The sequence below is a fragment of the Chryseobacterium defluvii genome (genome assembly GCF_014204415.1).
GTDB classification, from domain to species: domain Bacteria; phylum Bacteroidota; class Bacteroidia; order Flavobacteriales; family Weeksellaceae; genus Chryseobacterium; species Chryseobacterium defluvii_A.
The window spans coordinates 1,264,161-1,283,889 of record NZ_JACHLE010000001.1; the positions used below are offsets into that span (position 1 = coordinate 1,264,161).

Here is a 19,729-nt window from a genome sequence, read left to right on the forward strand (position 1 = left end):
ATTCAGTATATGAATTTCAGACACTTTATATGGACTCTGTTTCTATGCATTTTTGTGAATGCTCAAAATACTTTTGAAATAAACAATGCGAAAAAAACCGTCATCCCTTTTAAGCTTATTAATAATCTTATTTTCATACCGGTTAATATAAACGGTGTTGAGCTCACTTTTTTATTGGACACGGGTGTTGCCGAGACCCTGCTTTTCAGCCTGGATAATAAAGAGGTAAAGCTGAGCAATGTTGAGAAGATCAAATTTTCAGGTTTAGGCGGGGATTTAAGCATAGATGGCTTCCGGTCGGATAACAATATTGCAAAAATCGGTAATCATTTTGCCAACAATTCTCTTACTATTTTCATTATTACTAATCAGGAATTCAATATCTCAACCCATATCGGAATTCCCGTAAACGGAGTGATCGGGTATCATTTCTTCAAAAATCATCGGGTAGCGATAGATTATCTCTCCAAAAAAATTACGGTTTACAATGATGAAAACCTGTTCAGGAAAAAAATTAAAAAATACGAAGAATTCCCCATCAGCATTGAAAAAAGCAAGCCTTACCTTAATACTGACATTGAGATGACGAGGGAAAAGAAAAGCTCCAAGCTCCTGATCGACCTGGGAAACAGCGATCCTATCTGGCTCTTCCCTACCCTCATCAAAGATTTCGTTTACAACCGTCCCAATATTGATGATTTTTTAGGAAGAGGCTTTAACGGTGATATCTACGGCAAGAGAAGCAGGATCCATAATTTTTATATCGGTAATTTTAAATTTGAGAAACCTCTTACGGCCATGCCTGACGAATACTCTATTCAGCATGTACATCTGGTGGAAAACAGAAAAGGTTCCGTAGGAGGTGAAATAATGCGCCGTTTTTCCCTTATTTTCGATTATCCTAACCAGAAGCTTTATTTAAAAGCAAATAAGGATTATAACGATCCTTTCCATTTCAATATGAGCGGCCTGGATTTTAAGCAGGACGGCCTTCAGTGGGAACAGGATGTGGTATCTATAGAAACCACCAAAACCAATAAAGCAGGCAGTGAATTTACGGCAGGCAATGAGAGGTTTCAGTACAAATTTGTCCTGAAGCCCATCTTCTCTATTTCCGGGGTACGAAAAGGCTCGCCTGCGGATAAGGCTGGCTTCAAAAAAGATGATCAGATCCTGAGCATTAACGGCAGCAGAACCTCTGATATGAGTTTGGAGAGAATCATGGAAATTATGAGGTCTGAGGAAGGGAAAACAATCAACATGGCCATTCAGAGAAAATTACAGAAATTAACTTTAAGCTTTAAACTGGAAGATCCCATTCCTTATCAGGACCAATATTAATATGAAAACCGAAGAAACCACCTTAGACAAAATAAGAACCCGGCCGCGATTCAAAATGTTTACCAGCCTAAGCAAAGAAGAATACGCTGAAAACTTAAAGAAGTATCTCAGCGAACACAAGGATGAATTTTCCGGCAATATCAACAAAGAAGTGGCTACTATCCAGGTAGAAACTGAAGATGATAATTACTGGAAACCCAGATTATCCTTAAGGATAGAAATAGAGGACGAACAAACCGCCGTCAGGGGAATCTTCGGTCCCAGTTCCGCCGTATGGACCTTCTTTATGTTCCTGTATTTTTCATTTTCAATTTTATGGATGACCTTTTTCACCATGTATTATGTTGAAAAACAAATTAACAGCAAGGAATTTCCGTGGGCCTTAAGTGCTTCATTTGCCATGCTGCTGTGTATTGGATTAACATATGCCGCTGCAAGGTTTGGACAGAGTAAAGCCAAAGATGAAATGCAGAGGCTAAGAAGGTTTGCAGAGGAATCTACCCTGCCATTCGAAAAGAAAAACTAGGCAGAAGGTACTTCGGCAGGTTTTTCACTTTCTTTTGTTTCTATTTCCAGTGCTTTTGCTGCCCGGATAGAGTCCGCAATTTTTTCCCTGTTCGACTGTTCTCTGATAATCCGGTCAACATTCGGCTCGATAAGCCTGGTCATTTCTTCTACTGAAATATTATTTGCATTGGGATCATTCAAGAGTTTTCTCCAGGGTTTTCTTCCACCCCATTTGTAATCACCAAATACCATGACAGCCGTTCCTCTCGCTTTTGTGGTAGCTCCGCCAGGATTCAGGATCCAGGTATCGGCATAGGAATAGAGCCATTGGGCATCTTTCATCAGTAATCTTAAACATGAATGGGAAGCAGGATACCCGGGAAGGTCATACTGGTGCCATCCTATCCCTTCTGAGTTAAAAATATTGAAATTATACGGCAATTTCCATTCGCTGCTTACTGTGGAGATGGCCAGTTTCTTTTTCCAGTTGGCAAATGTAAGCCCTCTTTTGGTCTGTGCGGCTTTTTTCCCCATACTTGTTGGGCCCCATTTCACCAGGCTGCCGTTGGAATACACCCCGTAGGCCTGAATAGGATATGAAAAAACAACAAATTTCTTCACATTGCTCAGCACATCCAGCTGCATCGGAAAAGGTGAATAAGATATCAGCGTGGTGTCTATTTTCACAGGAACCACCAATGTGTCCGCATTCCATTTATTTTTAGAGTCCAGCCTGTTCAGTGCCAGGATCGCGTAACGTTCTTTTTCAGTATATTTCTTACTGAATACCGAGAACATGGAATCTCTGAGTTTTTTATCTTTCGGAAGTATGAAAGCTCCATAGAAACCATTATCCTTCATTTCTGCAGGAATGGATTCTTTTTTTACCATCGAATCTTGTTTGATCGAGTCGGCTTTTACTGGCGGAACTTCTGTTGAAGATGAATCTTGCAAAGTATCGCTTATCTTCTCTATTTCCTTTTTACACGAAACCAATACCATAGCTAATAAGCATGCATATAAAAATGATGTTTTCACAGATATCTTCATAAAATAATCAGGTTATTTAGTTGGTGCAAATATCAGACCTAAAATCGAATAATACTAATTATTAGGAAAAATACCGTAAAAAAACGGAGAAACATAAAAAGGAAAATCTACATATAAAAAAGTCGCCCGGAAATGGAAGGGTTCTCTGCGATCCCGAATAATATGATCCAAATTCAAAGAATCCCACAGAGCTCAAAATCTATGGCAGACATTACCAAAACCACAGGGCAGCTTAATATCGGTACATCATCCATCTAAGATGCTTTCAGCTTTTCTCTACATGGTATTGTTTTCTTCCCCTTTTAAATTCTGTATAAAATAAAATGGAGTTACCCCTACTATTTTTCTGAAGGCAGGAATAAATGCCTGTAATGAAGAAAATCCGCATTCCTGGGCCAGATAGGCTATTTTATATCCTCTGTATATGGGTTCATGGTATAGCTTATGAACAATATAATTTACCCTTAAGCCATTGATATAATTATTGAAATTCTGAAACTTGTGCTTTTTAATGATATCCGACAAATATCTCGGATTGGTCTCGAATCTGCTGGCAAGAGCCCCAATAGTAATGCTATTTTCGAGAAATATGTCCGATTGCTCAAAACCCTCCAGGTTTGTCAGTATTTTTTGTTCAGTTTTATCCGTGATGAACTTTTTGTTGCCCGGATGTTCCGATTCATTATTATTGATTTTTACCGGATTGCTTACGGACTCATTTTTTAGCTGATGAATGATCTGCTCATATTTCCGACGCATGATCCTGCTTTTTCTTATCCAAAGAATACATATGGCTGTTGCAGCCACCAGAGCCAGTACCGAAATGTATATTAATTGTTTCTCCGTGTTTTTCTTATGACTGTCATCTACCTCCGCTATCATTTCTTTCATCGTAGTATCAGCATTGAGCCTATTGGCTGTATTCAGACTGTCTTTAAGGCTGGTATATTTCCGCATATAGAATGCCGCCTTCTCTTTTTCGCCAATCTCAGCATAGCATGTGGCAAGAAACTCAAAAGATTCTACCCGGGCCGTTGGCCGCTTATACAGCTTTTCTAATTCCAGTGCACGATTGGCAAAATCAATAGATTTTTTATATTCCTTTTTCTCCAAATACAGCCAGCTCAACTGATTCAGCAGTATAGTCTTGCCAAGGGCCGGGGGTATGTTGTAATCTTTGTTTTCGTAAATCTTTTGGGCTTCCAGAAGATTTTTCTCTGCCAGTTCCAGATTACCTTTTGTAGCGGGGTACTCCAGATAGAATATACCTAAACGCATATAGATAGATTCTATTTCATTATATTTTATATACCTGGATATCTGCCCGCTATTGTCACTTATCTTTTTTCCTGCCTTAAGGGCTTCCTGGAGATAGTATAGCGTTGAGTCTTTGTATATTTTCTTATCGGACTGATTCTTCCTACTGTTATAATAACTAAACAAGTCCATATAGCATTGGGTCAATCTGAGTTGTTTCCTGTCCGCATCCTTTATAGTTCCTACATATGTGATCGCTGTTTCGACATCCTTTTTACCTGCATCATCAAGACCTAGATAAGATAAAGCGAGTCCACATGTTCGGTACATATTGGAGATCCTGCCAGAGGGGTCTTTTCTTTGATTTTGAGCTATTTTTTTCAGTTGATTCCCCAGCTCAACGACTTCTTTATTTTTACTTTGATTGAGATATAAGACCATCAAAAACTCCCCACTCTCTAATATTCCTCTTTCATACCCTCTTTTTTCAGATTCGGCTTTTAACTGAAGTAACAAAACTTCTTGTTGTTTAAGACCTATGGTATTCTGATTTTTTGCGAGAGAATCCAGCTTCTCTATAACAGATGATTCTGTCATTGGGGCAGGATCAGATTGTTTTGAATTTTGGGCAGAAGAAGTATGAAATGAAAGAAAGGTGAGAAAGAGGTAAAAAAACTTTTTCATACAATATGATATATTATTTTAATTCTGACGTGCTATAAAGATCAATAGAAAAAAACATTGCGGATATTATATGTATGCCGATCCATCATTAAAAGATTATCAGCTTAAGAAACCTAACACATCCAAAAATACGATATTAATATACAGAGAATGTAAAACCTGTGTTAAAATAATCACCAATCCCAATATGTGCAACAAAATAAATAACAATTTGATTATCATAGTATTTTATTTGTAAAACATCAATATTTCATCAGAAAGATTCAAATATCCGGTAAAAAATTCCGCATTTTTTATCAGTAACCTTTGCAAGCATTACTTAAACAGGGCTAACATTGCAAAGTTATTATGCACCCGTGTGCTTTGATATTACATCATTAAAATTATAAAGCACCTTATCTGGTTGATTTAAACAAAGATAAGTTATAAAATAATAATGATATAAAAATATAAATGATGAACTCTTTTTTAAAACACAATCTTTCAGCTTTCATTAAGAATCTTACGATTTCTTTAGTATCCGCCCGAAAGCCTATGCTTAAGGCGCATACATGTATTTTTATTTTTTTTGCAACTGCTCTGTTGGAATAGCATCATGGCAGTATTAATTAATAACACATATTAACAATCCTTTAAAAATTTATAAAAATGATGATAAAATCTACAAACACAATACTACTGACGATAATGACGGTATTAACAGCAAACTTAAAAGCCCAGAACGTTCCCAATCCCGATTTTGAATTAAAGGTAGGTTGCCCCTTCACACTTCATGGAGTGTATTATGGGTATGTCACCTCTTGGAGTTCGCCCACAGAAGGATCAAGTGATTATTTCAATACATGCGGGTTTATGCCGCCCATAGTAACTCCTTACAGCGGAACGGGCTTCGTCGGAAGTCTTGCGGAAACATCTGGAAACAGAGATTCCAAAGAGTATGTAATGAGCATGCTTTCGGCTCCCCTTGTAGCTGGAGTCACCTATACAGTTTCGTATTATGTGGCTGAGGCATTTTTTTCGAACCCTGGTATGGGAACGTTTGAAGATCTACCCATTGCGGAAAGAGGGTACCTGGGACTGTGCTTCTCTACTGTTGCTCCTACAACTGCCAATATAACGGAATGGCCAAATGACTTTGGGTCTATCCGTGATGATTTTGCACCAACTGGCAGGGTGTATATACCGGCAGATCATCCTGCTTACACTTCGCGCAACAGCTGGGTGCCGGTGACCTTACAATATACCGCAACTGGCGGGGAACAGTATATGACAGTAGGACAGTTTCGTGAGGGAATATCTTCGGCAGTGTGGAGTGCGTATTTCTTTTATGATGGTTTTAGTAATCTTTCGGTTGTACAGCCTGCAGCAACCCCGGCAGTTACAACGGGTTGCCCTGCCAACACCTATAACTTACAAAGTGCCGTTACTTCCACTACCCCATCCGGCGCAGAACTTCGATTCTTTAATAATTCAGAGCATACAGGTTCACAACTTACACCAGCACAGGTAGCCGCTGCTGCACCGGGTACTTACTATGCATTTTATTATTATACCGCCAGTGCTACATATTCTGCAGCTACCGCTATTACTGTAGCTGATGGTAACTGCTGCCCTGCCGGTGATGTAGCCCCGGTAATTCAGTAATCCTTTAATCTTTAAAGCATTTTATGATGATAGAAATAAAAAGAAATATAAAGGGGCTTTTCGGGGTGATGATGCTTGCAGGCTTCCTTGCCAATGGACAGACCGTAGACCTCTCCACCCATATAGCAGGTACTCCCCCTACTAATGCGGTAGTGCAATGGCATACCTCCGCCACCCCTTCTTCGGGTACCCTGTTAAGCAGCACCATAGTAACCGCAACACCTACCTCCACTCATTACTGGGCATTTTATTACAGCAGTAACAATGGAGGATGCTACAGCCCAGGTGCTAAAGTAACGGTGATAGGCAACGACTGTACTGTAAGCGAAACTACCGTAGATCTTACAGCATTACCTCATTCAGCGGTTCCTACAGGTGCTGATCTCGTCTGGTATACTACACCTACTCATGATCCGGGAACGGAAGCAGCCAATCCTGCAGCAGCAGAGAACGGCATCTATTGGCCTGTATTTTACAGCAGTAGTAATGGAGGGTGCTTTTCTCCGGTAGGCGATCCGGTGATCATAGAACTTACGACCTGCAGCTCTGCCTGCTATAAACCGGGAGTTTTGACAGGCGGAAGTATTTTAGACAGTAGGGCAGGAATTACGTCATTAAGCAGAGCCGGATCTGATGATCCTGACAACTGGCCAATGGTGAGAAAAGGAGGATGGCTGGTACTGGAATCTAAAACTAAAGCCTTTGTGCCCAACCGTGTAGCATTCTCCGATGCGGATAATAACCCTGCTACTCCGGATGTACCTGCTGGCATAAATGCTTCCAATTTTGTGGAAGGAATGATAGTATATGACACCACTAACCAATGCCTTAAGATCTATACTTCTACGGATGGCGGTAATACTTATGCCTGGTATTGCATCGGTACGCAGACCTGCCCGGACTAGAGAAGAATTAAAAGTGAATAATTAATAATGAAAAGATATTTCGACAAACTCAATAGGGCTATAAAATCCTAAAGCAATACAACAACACTACATGAAAAAGAATATCATAACCACAGTATTTATCTTTATGACAATCATGCTCATAAAAGCGCAAGTGGCTATTGGGAAAACAGGAGTAACCAATATTTCTGTATCCCTGGAATTTGCCAACACAGAGAATAAAGGGCTTATACTCCCCTATATAGAGAACAGGACCGCCATCACAGAAAACGGCTCAATCATTTATGATATTACCGACCATAAAGTAAAATACCTGAAAGACGGGAGCTGGTTTGACCTGAGTGTAGATACTACCGGTACTGCCGATATTTCCATACAAACCGGTAAGACAGAGATCGCAACTGCAAAAACGGCTATAGGAGCAAACGGAGCAACAGATACTGCTGATGGTATCCTGGTGCTTACCGATTCCAATAAAGCCATGATCCTTCCAAAGGTAGCCAGCCCGCACCTGAATATCATTAACCCGGCTCCGGGAATGATGGCATATGATACCGTAAAAAAGCAACTGGCTATATACAATGGGAACGTATGGAGCTTTTGGAAACCATAAACTACTATTTTCAGGTACTGTTTTTTATGATATCACAAAAAAATAAAATTTGTTGATGACATCATGGTGTTTTTAATTCTCTATTGCCTAAAAAAGAGCATATTCTATTCATTGAAATGAGGCAAAAGTCTAAGCTAAAACAATATATGATACACAGTAGTCAATAAAAACATTTTTGGTTACTATCAATCAAAAGACAGTATATTCCTGTTAATTCTGTGTGAAAACTTATTTCTATTTGACCCAGTCAGATAAAAACCCGTTTGGTATCGGTAAAGAACATGCTTTTTTCTGTATCTGCAAAATAAATAATGACAGCTATGAAATTATGTCATTCTCTACATAAGAGTATATTATTTACATTTCAACCAATACAGCCAGATCGGCATCCCAGCACTTACCCTAGTTTGAAAACTAAAATAAAAAATATAGTTTAGTATGGAGAAAGAAAATTTTAAAAAAATCCATATCGGTGAATTAGTTCGTAAAAAAGTAAAAGAATATGATATAGATATATTGCGTATATGCAATTTCTTCAAATGTACCATTGATGATATTTTGCAAATGTATGATTCGGAAACCCTTGATACGGGAATATTATTAAGATGGAGTAAGTTATTGAAATATGATTTTTTCAGATTCTACACACAGCATTTGATATTATATGCTCCTCCTTCTTCTGTAAAAGAGAAAATAAAAACGGTGAAAACATCATTTCCGAAGTTCCGCAAAAATATGTATACCCGGGAAGTCATCTACTTCATATTAGAATTGATCAGCAGTGGCGAGAAAACAAAAAATCAGGTGGTGGAAGAATACCGGATTCCCAAAACCACTTTATACAAATGGATAAGCAAATACAGCAATGAAAACAAATAGCAATGGGATCCCAAAATGGTAATGAATGGGCCTTTATTTATTCCAACTTTTCGTATGGCATATCTGTCTTTTGAAAAAATATTAAATTCTATAAAATTATATCATGACACCGGATTATAAGCGCATTTATTCTGATATAATCAAAAAAAAATTCCCTGATAAGAAAGAAGATTGCAAGATATTATTGGCTAAAGAAAATTTATCGGCTATGGATATCATTAAGCTCAATACAAAAATCTTCGGAGCATTGAACAGACAGTCTGAGAACATCAACCAGAGACATAATTCATACAACAAATCCGATATTCTGCAAATATTGGATTATCAGAAAAAAAACAGGCTGAATAACAGCCAGCTGGCAAGGCATTTTAAACTGAGCCGGACTACGGTTTCCAGGTGGCGGAAGATCTTTCAGGTTTAAGAATGACAAAAAGGTAAACACTATTTTATCTGTATAACATATTTCATACGATAGGCCTAAGGGGTATTGAAAATAACAATTTCAAAATCCGAAATCTGATATGGAATTAATCATTAAAGATCCAATATTTTATAAAACTTTATCAGTTTTTATTTGATAATACCCGAGTAAACACTCCCGATTTTTCCGTTGAAGATTACTTTTAAAAAAAACATAAACCACCCCTTCAGGCAGTTACAGTTTAATCTTCTTCAAAAATACTTAAATATAAAGGCTTTTCATTTGCCAAACATTTTTTTACGGTTTCATAAAGTTTTAATAAATCCCGTATGGCTTTATCATTACTATCTGTTGGGCGAGTATCAAGCTCAATAGTTTCTCCTTTGTAAACCACAGTATATGTACTTTTTTTATAGGAATATGAACTCTTGATGACAGCCAATATTCTATTTGCTCTTCTAAAACTTTATTGAATACTATAATTTCTTCTTTACTTAAGGAAGCATCTTTAAAATCAGATCCATTCAAATATTGAGGAATCGATTTTTCAATTATTTGTAAATAGTCTTCATCAGAATACATATATTTTGATCCATGAACATATTTATTTTCTCTGTTGGCAATAAAATCAAAAGGATCCTGAGTATATTTTATTGCATTGCTAAATGTGACTTCCATTTTATTTATTATGTAGGTGCCAAAAATTTTTGGATACTTTCTGATAAGTTTAAACAGGTTTCATATAAAAAAAAATATTACTCAATAAAAGTGGAATTAGTCAATATTCAAATTATTTCAGAGTACTATTATAACTTTTTGATCAAATATTGACTAATTCAGATATTATCAGTACTATAGTTTCCAGAAAAACCATACGGTACCATTATATACAGCAAGCTGATGCGCCTGTAGTATCTCCAGTACGTGGATAAAGATAATGACGGTAAATAACATTAACGTTTTCCGGAGCCGCACAATATAGCCTGGACATACAATTTTTATCACATTGATATTATTAATTTTGAATAATGGCGTAATAAGATTTTTCAGAAAAAGTTTATTAAGAATTTCATTAAAGGGTATCACAAAATGATACTCTTTTTATAATATGCAGTCATATAAAATTATAAAGAGAAGCCCGTCTCTTAAGAGACGGGCTTCTTTCTATTATATATAGGTTATAATTTTGAATGATTAATTAACTTCGACTGCCTGAGAAGGTTTATTCTTCTCCGGATTCTTTGGAAGAACCACAGTCAAAATACCATTGTCATATGATGCTGAAATCTGATCTTCCAGAACTTTTTCCGTAAGCTGAAATCTGCGCTCAAAAGAATTGGGATAAAATTCCTGATAGATCATATGCTCATTTTTATAATCCTCTTCATTGGTATAAGAAAGCGTTAATACCTGATCCTTCACCGCAATTTTAAACAAACTTTTATCTAGTCCTCCCGCATAAAGACGGATGGTGAAATCATTGTCATGCTCTGTTATATTTACAGGCTTGTGACTGCTCATTTTCTTGGCAAACATCTCTTTGAAAGGATGATAGCCTCCAAAATGATCTTTAAATTTCCCAAACTTTCCTCTTTCAAAACCACCATATTTATCCTGTTTTCCGAATGGTCCCTGTGCTTTATCTTGTGTATACATAATTTTTAATTTATTAATTGTTATTTTAATTTTTTAGTTCTTAATATTGTTTTGTTTTCTAATGAATAGGAATAATCGCCAGATTTTCCTTATCCATTGGGGTAAATGCAGATTTTCGCTGTACCGCAAAATCGTTATCATAAGGCAGGAATTTTTCATTAAAACGCTGGTATGGCATATGTTTTTCGCGCTTATTCCTAATGATTTTAGCTACTAATGATCCAATTGCTGCTATAAACAAGCTGGCAAGTAATAATTTGAAGACCATTGACAATACAAATGCCGCTAAACCTGCTAATACTGTTATCCCTAATAATCTCGGCAGTATAAATTTAATTCTATTGTTCATTTTTTTATTTTTACTTGTTAAACTATTCTAACTTATTTTTAAGTTCTATCTAAGTAAGACGAGAATGATTTAATTTTACTTTAAGTTTGATTTAAAGAGTTTGAAATCATTTCCTATCATCCTTTTTTCCTACAGACGAAAGTGAATATGGCTTTACTTTGTCTTTCGGGAACATTCTGTAAGATTAGCCGTTTTATAACAGAAACAAAAAACGCAAGCTATTTTGCAGGCTACCCATTTTGTTACTCTTTTTCAATGATGGAATCCTTTATTCCTTTTTTAACCGATATATACCACGATTAGCCTTTATATACCATTTTTAAAGTAATAATATGATTACCTTTGAGAAGTAAGAGTTATAAAAAAGTTTATTAAGATCCTATCAAAAAGAGAATCATATAATGATTCTCTTCTTTTATACTATACCTCATCAAAAATCTTATATAGACAGACTTTATGGTTAAAATCATCAAGAGTAATTTAAGATAGTGTATCTCAGGAAAGCTATTATAGAGATTAACATCATTGTAATTCTATTAGTATCATTTATTTATAAGTAAATGATAATCTTTTTAATGACTACTATTGTTTGTTTATTTTTAGTATCAATAGGACTATTGAGGTATCTGCTCCACCAAAATTTCATTCCCCATTTTATCGTAGTAAGTACAGGTCATTTTCTCCATACAGATTTCCCATTTTTCTATTCCAAATACCGCGCACATTCTGATAAAGGTCAGAAAGTCCGTTCTGCCATGCTGATGAGCTTTCAGCTCTGCCTTAAATTCGTCGATCTTTGCCGTATCGGCAATTGTCAACAGATCATATTTTCTTGGTACTTTTGCAGTATAGTTGTTTGCCCCATGATAGTCGATATGCCCATCGCTTACATAGGTTTCATAATGCGTTACCCCCAATGCTTTGATCTCTTGGATGTATGAAGGAAAATCTGCCCCTGATTTTACTTTACCGTGAATTTCTTTGATCTGTTCTGCCGTAAATGGAGGCTTCTGACCGGAAATATCGGGAATATGCTCTACCCAGACTTTGCTGCCGGCTTTATCAACATATGTGCAGGTCATGCTTACTAAGCAAACCGCCCATTTTTCTATTCCGTTGTTTGCCGATTGACGGCTTATTTCAAAGTAATCCGATTTTCCCTGCTGATGAGTCGCAATGTCAGCTTTCAACTGCTCTATATTTACCTGATCAGCTACTACAATGGGTTCATAGCCTGGGCCTGTGGACAGTTCGTAACCGTTTTCACCGTGGTACGTGCTGCGCCCATCCTCCATTTTGGTTTCATAATACGTTATCCCGATATTTTTCAGGTTCTTTGCCAAAGCAGGAAAATCTGCACCGGTTCTCACTTGTGAAAGTTTTTCTTTGATTTGTTCTACTGTAAACATTTTTTCTTGATTTTTAATTGCTAAACGATTGGTTGAACTACACGAAATCATAATGCATATACCTGACGAAATGACTATTGATTTTAAGATTACATTTCTCATTGCTCTTACATTAAGATTACAATGCAAAAGTGCAAATGCTAAAATCCCTGTAATTGTAAAAAATCGTTTTTATAAAAAATGTTTAAAATTTTCGGGGGTGTCGCCCGTAAACTGTTTAAAGTCCTTAATGAAGTGAGCCTGATCAAAGAAATTATTTTCATAGCATATTTCAGTCAGGGATTTTGCATTATTAAGGTTATTAAGCACCGCATTGAACCGGACAATGGAAGCAAACTTTTTTGGGGTGGTCCCTACAATTTTTCTGAACCGCTTTTCAAAAGGGCTTTGGCTGATAAACAACCTTTCATTCAGCTCTTTTATACGGATCGTTCCGTTACTTTGATCAATAAGCTTAACCGCTTCAACAATAAGTTTGTCTGTCTGAATATCTTTAAGCTGTGACAGTAAAAAACGTTCAACAATTCTGATTCGCTGCAAGTCTGTAGCAACCATTGCCAATTTTTCTTCTACTTCGGTAACGTTCTTTTTATTAAAAATATCATCGAGTGACAGACTCAAATTAAATAGTTCATTTGCCGGATGTGAGGCAAAATGAGTAAAACCGATTTCAGTAAAGAAAACCAGTATAGTACCGATATCAGCTGAATTTTAAAAAATCTTATAACTCCCTGATATTCCTGTTATTCCTGCAGAATCAAGTTTATTTTCATTATTCCCTTTTATAATTGAGAGCTTGCCTTTATACTGAAATCCAATGACCAATCCTGAAGAGGGAAAAATTTTATATTCCTCTTCCCGTTCATTCTCGGACACTACAAAATATTTGATGTAGGGCTTTAACCGGTCGGTCGGTACAAATTTATCAAATCTCATAGTTTTATACTGGCAAATTTTATAGAAGAAAAAAATTGATAAAAATATACGATCTGGGTTTTTCCATTTAGCTAATTTATACAAAGTTGGCAGGAATATTAAGAAAAACATTTTCCGACCTCTCTTTAAATAAACTAGAAGGAATGCAGCTGCATCAAAGTTTTTTAGGAAAGGCTTTGAATCTCGGAACGTTGGTTGTAACTACCGGAGATGTAACCAGTACGTACTTCATTGAAAATCCGATGGAGCTGAGGAATGCTTTAATCAATGCTAAAAAATAATTTGATTAAATGAATTATCTATTTAATTCGTAATAAATTCCAATAAAATCAGCTTCGCAAACTCTTTTCAAAAAACAGCCCAAGTAAAAGTGCTGGAAATGTTTTTGAAATATGGCTTCTCTAATTTTCTGCAAAAACGCTTTTATAACCACAAGGAGGAAGTGTCTATTTGGGATATATGAGTTAAATATTTTACTTAAAATCAATTGAATATATATTTATTTTCATAAATTTATGTAAACTAAAAACATCATGAAAATGAAAAATAAATTCTTTGCTATACTTGCATTGTTATCAATTGCCAGTATTTAGGTACAAACTTCTTTCAACAAATTTTTAGATTATCATACATCTTTTGATAACATTATTTCCAACAAGAATGAAAATAAATCAATTTTAAAATTATCGAAATTATTTTTAAATCTAAATGACGAAAGGCTCATTCAAACTGCAAATATCACCCAAAAGTGTAATTGATTATGTTTCTCCAAAATTTTAATTTTACAAAACTTACAAAAACTATAAATATGAAAACAATTTTATCCATTGTACTTATTTTTTGTACAACTTATTTTTCTGCACAGGTTTCTCACATTTTTTCGATTGGTGATAATGACACCTATTCTATTACATTTTCTAAAAATGGTAACAATTATGATTTCGATGTTTTTAAAGTAGGAGAAAATGACAAAAAGAAAAACTTTACATTGCCAAAGCTGGATATTGTAACATTTAAAAATGTTATTTTTCAAACATTAGATAGCTTAACTAGTCCTAATAAAATTGCAAGAGATGATAATAAAATAAATAAAACCATTGATGAGATTTTCTATACTGTTGTCTCAAATATTGACATTATTGATGATTTGAACTATGCTCCAATAGCCGGAAATTTGGAGACAAACAAAATTGTTAATTTATATAGGGATAGGAGATATTTAAAGCCTCCATATTCACAAATTAAAGGATTGAAATTTGAAATTACCAACACTCAAATTGTTTTTCAAAACGGATTTATCCAAGATGTAATTGTAGACGGAAAAATTATAAAAGATGCTGATTCAAAAATAGATGAATGCATAAAATTAAAAGACTTTGAAAATACTGAGTTAAGATTTACAAACACATATGGAATTGGCCTTTCAAGTAAAAAAAACATTCGTAATTTGGAACGAATCTCACTCTATATAAATCAGAAAAAAAATGTTGATAAAAATCTTTTATACAGCAAGAGAGGTGACTCTGTTGATCTATTTAAGAATAATGAGATATTTATAAAATTAGGAGAGGTCATAAAATCTTATGAATTTAAAAATGATTTATATACCAATGATTTTAGCCCTGCCAACATTAAAGTATCAATTGAAGGTGGAAAATCGACAACACTATATAAAGATAAAACATACAAAATATTGGAAGCTCGTGTTTTTAGTGATTTCTTGGGATTTGATTCCAATAAACCAAATGGGTTAATTCAATTTGAGTTGGAAAAGCAATTTAACTTCAATACAACGAGAGTAAAATTAATGACTTACCTCTTCAGGAGTGGCATCGGGTTTATGGAGTATTTAAAACTTGCAGGCGGGGTCACTAAAATAGAAGATAATAACAGGTATCTAATCCCAGAAATGCAGGATATTAAAGAAACCTCATATCTAGGACAGCCAATTCTTATCAATAAGAGATACACAACACCTATTGACGTAACCAATCATCAGGTTTGGAATATTGGTTTAACTTCAAATATTGCATTGATAGATATGCTTTTAATAAAATCTCAAGTACACATCAATGCAGGATTCAAGTTCGCACAAACAAAGGTTCAGGATAGCTTAAGAGTTTTGAACTCTGACGATACAGTTAAATCTACACTCAAAGAATATAACCTTAACCATTGGCAATTTTTCCCCGAACTTGTTCTTAATGTTTTACCAGAGACAAGATATGGATTCTATGCTTCTTGGAGACCAAAATATTTAAGTTTGCTTACAGATGGATTGGAATATTACGGAGCATTAGATCCATTGACCGGAGCCAGGAGAGGGAACATATCCAAATGGGTTAATGAATATGAACTTTTAGGGTATTTATATGTTAATGAGGAAAAACAAAATGGGAAACTTTTTGTAAGATGGCGATTAAATGCTGAAATGGGATACCGAAAAAATAATTTTTCACAATTTCAGTTAGGATATTCCTTTTATGTTTTGGGAAGAGGAAAACAAAAATAAAATAATAATTATTATTAAAATTGCAACCTTTTTTCAAAAACATCCCAAGGAAAAAGTAACGAAAATGTTTTAGAAATGTGGTTGCATCCGTTTTAAACTGCAAAAATGCAATTCCTCCCTTTGGTCGGAATTGCATTTTTGCAGTTTAAAACGGATTTTCATCGAGCGACTTTTATGGGTTGTGAATGAAAGTTTTTCAGATTAAGAAAGAAGCCTCTGTTTTCGGTTAGTCCGTTGCGGAATAAATTCCATAAAAGAGAACATCCCATTTGTGCTAATGTGGAATTGATATACAAATTCTGCTTTTCGAGAGCTTCCGCCAAACTGCAACTTGGTGTATCGTCCTGCTGTTCAGACTGCTTTAAAAGTTCGCCAAACTCTTCGGTAATAAAAGGAAGGTTATTTATCGTTTCGTATCTCTCTGATTTGGGTTATCTGATTGCTCCGACTGTTGATAATAATACCTGTCCCGTATATTAGCTGTTCCCGAAATCCAACCAATATTTTGGTTCATTGCTATAATTCCTATAGTCGCTTTTTTCTTTCAGAATTTCAGTAACACCAAGCCTTGCCGGTACATTATCAACACAGGTAATGGTAATAGTTGCATGTGCATTGTCAGACAATCTGCCGAAACTATCTTTTTCAAATTTTACGGTCTCAGCTTTCCAATTTGTTCCTGCTCAACGGTTGGCACGATTGATTAATGCTACGGATTTATACAATCCTGTTTCACTTTCAGCAAAACGCTGTCTGCCTAAATTGCCACTTGTAATAATATCATCATCCCAAAGACGAACCTGTAATCCTGCATGTCCTAATTCGATTAAACTATGGTTCATTTCCATTAAAGCAGTTAAAACTTTTGATCCTGTTCCTCCTGCACCGATAAAGTTTACCGAAATAGGATTGGTCGGACTGATTAACTCATTGTCTATAAAATGGACTATATTTTTTATATTCATCGTAATAGATTTTTAAGTGTTTTACTGTTCTTTTTTAATGTTTCAGCAGGAAAGGTTTCGCCTATTTCCATTAATGTTTTCCAAAGGTTTACACAATTTCCTTTTATCGGATTGTAGTTATCCAATAAATGACTGAAATAAGAGTTGAAAAAATAATTTTCCCAAGCAGTGGTAAATTCTTCTACGGAAGCCGAATTTTTGATATTTACATTTACTGTTCCCATACACACCGCACCATCCTCATACACATTGAAAAATGGCGCATAGTATAAAGGGGATTTTTCGGCTGGTCTTTTATCACTTGCCAATGCAAATACGGAAAGGTTTTCTTTATCAGCAAACCAAAGCATTGCAGGAACCTGTGTTTTTCCATTGGGTATTCCCAAATTCTTCACAAAGTACATCTGTCACTATTGTGATTGGGTGTACCAAAGTACGGAACCGTTTTAGCTCGGATTGATATTCAGAATGTTGGTAGGTAAAATCCCTTTTGATTTTAAAAAAGTTTTGTCCTTTTCTTCATCGGTGTTTAATGATTTTGCCAATACTTCGGCTTCGTTTACGGTCAAAGGATGCGCATTGATTAGATTTCCGTTTCTGTCCATATCAAAATGCTCAACATACATCATTGCATTTTTATCTAAGGACTTATAAAAGACCAATGCAGATTTTGGCTCATATAGTGTTCCGGTAATGGGAATATAAACAGTAGGCTCTTCAACACTTCCGTATTCACCAAACTCTGTATTAATATTTTCTTCAATATTGCTATATAAGTAACCTTTGGTATCAGCAACAACCGAAATATACATTTCCATTCCAATGGTCTTATTCTCATCATCAAAATATGGGTTTTTATCAGGGGTTGGCTGATTTCTGAATATGGTTGTTTTCGGATATTCCGAATATAGGGCAAAATCATCGAAAGCCACTTTATAGCAATCATGGTCGAAAGCAGTATGGCTGTCAAAATTATTTAAACGCTGTTCAAACATTTCCAGATTTTTACGGTTAAATAACTTTTGCTCTATCTTGTCGCCTATGGTTTTTGAGATTTTAAATTCACGCCTGAACTCCTGCATATCTTCTTCCACTTCATCACACTGTTTTATCCAATCTTCGTGCATTTCGTATATCCAATACAGATAACTTCTTTGCTATCTGTAATACGGAATGTCCGCTATATGATACATATCTTTTTTTTTGTCTCTTTTCAGAAAGAAAAGGACTTTGAATGTACTTCTCATACGCTTCATTTTATTGTTGTAAAATTAAATTCAACCTCTAAAAATGAGCAGTCTGCAAGGAGGACAATAACAGCCATTTATAAGTCAAATGCAGCCTTTTCAGCCTTTTTAGTATCTCCCTTTTGTCTGCATAAAAAAGGGGTACGATTTAGAGCACTATCTTTGGTGCTCAATGACCGTTTTATGGCTTTTTTTGTCTAAATTTGTACCCTATAAAACCATCTATATGTTGATATTTTCCCCTTTTTGTCGCAAAGTGCCTGCATAGTGGGGATTATTTCGTTTTTTTTGCGCCAAAAATAGGTAAGCTATACTTCTAAAATTACTTTTTCAGATGTCAGCCTTTGCTTTGGATTCAATTTTGGCTGGTTAGCGTCAGTTTCAGATCTTTCCCCGATTGCAACGGCAAACAATGTAGTATAATTTTCATTTTTCAGAATATCGTCATATTTATCTGCTTCTATTCCCTCCATTGGTGTAGAATCTATTCCCATATCTGCACATGCAGACAGTAAAACCCCTAATGATAAATACACCTGATTGGCCAGCCATGATTTTACGGCTGCATCACCTTTAGGCTTAACCATATTTCTGTAATAAGCAACCGCACCTTCGGGAAGATATTCTTCGATCTGCTTTTCAAAATCTTCGGGATTTCTGATCACCTGAAAAATAATCAACTGGCTGGAGTCCAAAACTTTTTCCTTATTGAAATAGGAAGCTTCTGCCAGTTGTTGTTTTGTTGTAATACTGCTTACAAAAACAAAATTCCAGGGCTGACTGTTAATAGATGACGGACTCAAACTCAAAATTTCCTTAAGCTGCTCTGTTTGTTCTTTACTAACCGTTCCCTGAGGGTTATACTTTTTAACGGTATACCTCGTTTTCATTTTTTCTAAAAAACTCATAATTTTATACTATCATTTTTATAGTTACAAAAGTAATTTAAGTTTATTATCTTTGCAATAACGGTAAAAAATGATAGTATAAAAAATGTATATAATTGATAAAAAACCATATCCCTGCTGTACAAGTGTAACGATGAGATTCATAGGCGGTAAATGGAAAGCAGTGATTCTCATTCATCTGGCTAAAGGTTCAAAAAGATATAATGAACTGAGAAAACTAATTCCCACAATTACGGAAAGAACCTTAAGCCTTCAACTCAAACAACTGGAGGAAGACAACATTATTGACCGAAAAGTTTTCACAAAAAAGCCTCCACTGATGGTAGAATATACATTAACAGCCTTTGGAAAAACGCTGCTTCCTGTTTTAAATGAAATTGCGAAATGGGGAGAGCAGGCCACTGAGAAATCAAAAAAAATAATCAGGAATGAAATTTCCTGATTAT

At 35.4% G+C, this 19,729-nt stretch carries 22 protein-coding genes and 1 pseudogene; 11 read left to right on the plus strand and 12 right to left on the minus strand.

Going from position 1 to position 19,729, the window contains the following annotated elements; translation table 11 throughout:
* The first annotated feature begins 9 nt into the window (after positions 1–9).
* Both HNP38_RS05715 and HNP38_RS05720 read left to right on the plus strand, forming a co-directional pair.
* The gene (locus HNP38_RS05715) at positions 10–1,341 is read left to right on the plus strand and encodes a PDZ domain-containing protein (protein WP_184185787.1); all 1,332 of its coding nucleotides are present in this window, start codon (positions 10–12) and stop codon (positions 1,339–1,341) included.
* Position 1,342: 1 nt separating this feature from the next.
* Positions 1,343–1,867 carry a hypothetical protein gene (locus HNP38_RS05720; RefSeq protein ID WP_184185790.1) on the plus strand — a complete coding sequence of 175 codons (525 nt, stop codon included), beginning with the start codon at positions 1,343–1,345 and terminating at the stop codon, positions 1,865–1,867.
* Here the strand turns inward: HNP38_RS05720 and HNP38_RS05725 are convergent.
* Positions 1,864–2,898 carry a L,D-transpeptidase gene (locus HNP38_RS05725; protein ID WP_184185793.1) on the minus strand — a complete coding sequence of 345 codons (1,035 nt, stop codon included), beginning with the start codon at positions 2,896–2,898 and terminating at the stop codon, positions 1,864–1,866. The two genes, HNP38_RS05720 and HNP38_RS05725, sit on opposite strands and share 4 nt — an antisense overlap.
* Before the next feature lie 132 nt (positions 2,899–3,030).
* Between HNP38_RS05725 and HNP38_RS18070 the strand changes: the two genes are divergently transcribed.
* Positions 3,031–3,156, plus strand: coding sequence for a hypothetical protein (locus HNP38_RS18070; protein WP_262888899.1), 126 nt, complete (start codon positions 3,031–3,033; stop codon positions 3,154–3,156).
* An 18-nt stretch (positions 3,157–3,174) separates the two neighbouring features.
* On the opposite strand, the gene HNP38_RS05730 is transcribed toward HNP38_RS18070, so the two are convergent.
* Entirely contained in the window at positions 3,175–4,839 is a 1,665-nt protein-coding gene (locus HNP38_RS05730) for a helix-turn-helix domain-containing protein (protein WP_184185796.1), read from the minus strand.
* A 648-nt stretch (positions 4,840–5,487) separates the two neighbouring features.
* Here HNP38_RS05730 and HNP38_RS05735 point away from each other — a divergent pair.
* The 5 genes from HNP38_RS05735 (at position 5,488) to HNP38_RS05755 (ending at position 9,301) form a co-directional block, all read left to right on the plus strand.
* Positions 5,488–6,483, plus strand: a complete 996-nt coding sequence (locus tag HNP38_RS05735) for a hypothetical protein (protein WP_184185799.1) — start codon at positions 5,488–5,490, stop codon at positions 6,481–6,483.
* 26 nt (positions 6,484–6,509) lie between these two features.
* Complete coding sequence (locus tag HNP38_RS05740; protein WP_228460954.1) at positions 6,510–7,388, plus strand: hypothetical protein; 879 nt, start codon at positions 6,510–6,512, stop codon at positions 7,386–7,388.
* Between the two features lie 91 nt (positions 7,389–7,479).
* The gene (locus HNP38_RS05745) at positions 7,480–8,001 is read left to right on the plus strand and encodes a hypothetical protein (protein ID WP_184185805.1); all 522 of its coding nucleotides are present in this window, start codon (positions 7,480–7,482) and stop codon (positions 7,999–8,001) included.
* Between the two features lie 438 nt (positions 8,002–8,439).
* Positions 8,440–8,880 carry a transposase gene (locus HNP38_RS05750; RefSeq protein WP_184185808.1) on the plus strand — a complete coding sequence of 147 codons (441 nt, stop codon included), beginning with the start codon at positions 8,440–8,442 and terminating at the stop codon, positions 8,878–8,880.
* Positions 8,881–8,983: 103 nt separating this feature from the next.
* Positions 8,984–9,301, plus strand: a complete 318-nt coding sequence (locus tag HNP38_RS05755; RefSeq protein WP_184185811.1) for a helix-turn-helix domain-containing protein — start codon at positions 8,984–8,986, stop codon at positions 9,299–9,301.
* Positions 9,302–9,616: 315 nt separating this feature from the next.
* Here the strand turns inward: HNP38_RS05755 and HNP38_RS05760 are convergent, their stop codons facing one another.
* From HNP38_RS05760 to HNP38_RS17935, 6 genes are all read right to left on the minus strand, one after another.
* Positions 9,617–9,979, minus strand: coding sequence for a hypothetical protein (locus HNP38_RS05760; protein WP_184185814.1), 363 nt, complete (start codon positions 9,977–9,979; stop codon positions 9,617–9,619).
* Between the two features lie 516 nt (positions 9,980–10,495).
* Positions 10,496–10,957: an Hsp20/alpha crystallin family protein gene (locus HNP38_RS05765; RefSeq protein ID WP_184185817.1), complete on the minus strand. Its 462-nt coding sequence runs from the start codon at positions 10,955–10,957 to the stop codon at positions 10,496–10,498.
* 58 nt (positions 10,958–11,015) lie between these two features.
* Positions 11,016–11,306, minus strand: coding sequence for a hypothetical protein (locus HNP38_RS05770; RefSeq protein WP_184185820.1), 291 nt, complete (start codon positions 11,304–11,306; stop codon positions 11,016–11,018).
* Positions 11,307–11,920: 614 nt separating this feature from the next.
* The gene (locus HNP38_RS17925) at positions 11,921–12,715 is read right to left on the minus strand and encodes a DUF1398 domain-containing protein (RefSeq protein ID WP_228460957.1); all 795 of its coding nucleotides are present in this window, start codon (positions 12,713–12,715) and stop codon (positions 11,921–11,923) included.
* Positions 12,716–12,886: 171 nt separating this feature from the next.
* Positions 12,887–13,336: a helix-turn-helix domain-containing protein gene (locus HNP38_RS17930; protein ID WP_228460959.1), complete on the minus strand. Its 450-nt coding sequence runs from the start codon at positions 13,334–13,336 to the stop codon at positions 12,887–12,889.
* A 90-nt stretch (positions 13,337–13,426) separates the two neighbouring features.
* A complete protein-coding gene (locus tag HNP38_RS17935) occupies positions 13,427–13,651 on the minus strand; it encodes a hypothetical protein (protein WP_228460961.1) in 225 nt (74 codons plus the stop codon).
* 86 nt (positions 13,652–13,737) lie between these two features.
* Here HNP38_RS17935 and HNP38_RS05785 point away from each other — a divergent pair, with 86 nt between their 5' ends.
* The gene (locus HNP38_RS05785) at positions 13,738–13,932 is read left to right on the plus strand and encodes a PH domain-containing protein (RefSeq protein ID WP_194299330.1); all 195 of its coding nucleotides are present in this window, start codon (positions 13,738–13,740) and stop codon (positions 13,930–13,932) included.
* Between the two features lie 527 nt (positions 13,933–14,459).
* Positions 14,460–16,163 (plus strand): hypothetical protein, encoded by a 1,704-nt coding sequence (locus HNP38_RS05790; protein WP_184185823.1) that lies wholly within the window; start codon positions 14,460–14,462, stop codon positions 16,161–16,163.
* Positions 16,164–16,321: 158 nt separating this feature from the next.
* Here HNP38_RS05790 and HNP38_RS05795 read toward each other — a convergent pair.
* From HNP38_RS05795 to HNP38_RS05805, 4 genes and pseudogenes are all read right to left on the minus strand, one after another.
* Positions 16,322–17,128, minus strand: a pseudogene (locus HNP38_RS05795) (PRTRC system ThiF family protein).
* Positions 17,125–17,532: a hypothetical protein gene (locus HNP38_RS18175; RefSeq protein ID WP_410493761.1), complete on the minus strand. Its 408-nt coding sequence runs from the start codon at positions 17,530–17,532 to the stop codon at positions 17,125–17,127. The pseudogene HNP38_RS05795 and the gene HNP38_RS18175 overlap by 4 nt, the downstream one beginning before the upstream one ends.
* 42 nt (positions 17,533–17,574) lie before the next feature.
* Positions 17,575–18,255 (minus strand): hypothetical protein, encoded by a 681-nt coding sequence (locus tag HNP38_RS18180; RefSeq protein ID WP_410493762.1) that lies wholly within the window; start codon positions 18,253–18,255, stop codon positions 17,575–17,577.
* A gap of 428 nt (positions 18,256–18,683) precedes the next feature.
* On the minus strand, positions 18,684–19,283 hold the full coding sequence (locus HNP38_RS05805) for a nitroreductase family protein (RefSeq protein WP_184185826.1): 600 nt from the start codon (positions 19,281–19,283) through the stop codon (positions 18,684–18,686).
* An 85-nt stretch (positions 19,284–19,368) separates the two neighbouring features.
* Here HNP38_RS05805 and HNP38_RS05810 point away from each other — a divergent pair, with 85 nt between their 5' ends.
* Complete coding sequence (locus HNP38_RS05810; RefSeq protein WP_184185829.1) at positions 19,369–19,725, plus strand: winged helix-turn-helix transcriptional regulator; 357 nt, start codon at positions 19,369–19,371, stop codon at positions 19,723–19,725.
* Positions 19,726–19,729 lie beyond the last annotated feature (4 nt).

Excerpts from the sequence above, each read along its gene's own strand:
- HNP38_RS05715 (WP_184185787.1), top strand. The coding sequence starts at position 10 with ATGAATTTCAGACACTTTATATGGACTCTGTTTCTATGCATTTTTGTG.
- HNP38_RS05720 (WP_184185790.1), top strand. The coding sequence starts at position 1,343 with ATGAAAACCGAAGAAACCACCTTAGACAAAATAAGAACCCGGCCGCGA.
- HNP38_RS05725 (WP_184185793.1), bottom strand. The coding sequence starts at position 2,898 with ATGAAGATATCTGTGAAAACATCATTTTTATATGCATGCTTATTAGCT.
- HNP38_RS18070 (WP_262888899.1), top strand. The coding sequence starts at position 3,031 with ATGGAAGGGTTCTCTGCGATCCCGAATAATATGATCCAAATTCAAAGA.
- HNP38_RS05730 (WP_184185796.1), bottom strand. The coding sequence starts at position 4,839 with ATGAAAAAGTTTTTTTACCTCTTTCTCACCTTTCTTTCATTTCATACT.
- HNP38_RS05735 (WP_184185799.1), top strand. The coding sequence starts at position 5,488 with ATGATGATAAAATCTACAAACACAATACTACTGACGATAATGACGGTA.
- HNP38_RS05740 (WP_228460954.1), top strand. The coding sequence starts at position 6,510 with ATGATAGAAATAAAAAGAAATATAAAGGGGCTTTTCGGGGTGATGATG.
- HNP38_RS05745 (WP_184185805.1), top strand. The coding sequence starts at position 7,480 with ATGAAAAAGAATATCATAACCACAGTATTTATCTTTATGACAATCATG.
- HNP38_RS05750 (WP_184185808.1), top strand. The coding sequence starts at position 8,440 with ATGGAGAAAGAAAATTTTAAAAAAATCCATATCGGTGAATTAGTTCGT.
- HNP38_RS05755 (WP_184185811.1), top strand. The coding sequence starts at position 8,984 with ATGACACCGGATTATAAGCGCATTTATTCTGATATAATCAAAAAAAAA.
- HNP38_RS05760 (WP_184185814.1), bottom strand. The coding sequence starts at position 9,979 with ATGGAAGTCACATTTAGCAATGCAATAAAATATACTCAGGATCCTTTT.
- HNP38_RS05765 (WP_184185817.1), bottom strand. The coding sequence starts at position 10,957 with ATGTATACACAAGATAAAGCACAGGGACCATTCGGAAAACAGGATAAA.
- HNP38_RS05770 (WP_184185820.1), bottom strand. The coding sequence starts at position 11,306 with ATGAACAATAGAATTAAATTTATACTGCCGAGATTATTAGGGATAACA.
- HNP38_RS17925 (WP_228460957.1), bottom strand. The coding sequence starts at position 12,715 with ATGTTTACAGTAGAACAAATCAAAGAAAAACTTTCACAAGTGAGAACC.
- HNP38_RS17935 (WP_228460961.1), bottom strand. The coding sequence starts at position 13,651 with ATGAGATTTGATAAATTTGTACCGACCGACCGGTTAAAGCCCTACATC.
- HNP38_RS05790 (WP_184185823.1), top strand. The coding sequence starts at position 14,460 with ATGAAAACAATTTTATCCATTGTACTTATTTTTTGTACAACTTATTTT.
- HNP38_RS18175 (WP_410493761.1), bottom strand. The coding sequence starts at position 17,532 with ATGTACTTTGTGAAGAATTTGGGAATACCCAATGGAAAAACACAGGTT.
- HNP38_RS18180 (WP_410493762.1), bottom strand. The coding sequence starts at position 18,255 with ATGCACGAAGATTGGATAAAACAGTGTGATGAAGTGGAAGAAGATATG.
- HNP38_RS05805 (WP_184185826.1), bottom strand. The coding sequence starts at position 19,283 with ATGAGTTTTTTAGAAAAAATGAAAACGAGGTATACCGTTAAAAAGTAT.
- HNP38_RS05810 (WP_184185829.1), top strand. The coding sequence starts at position 19,369 with ATGTATATAATTGATAAAAAACCATATCCCTGCTGTACAAGTGTAACG.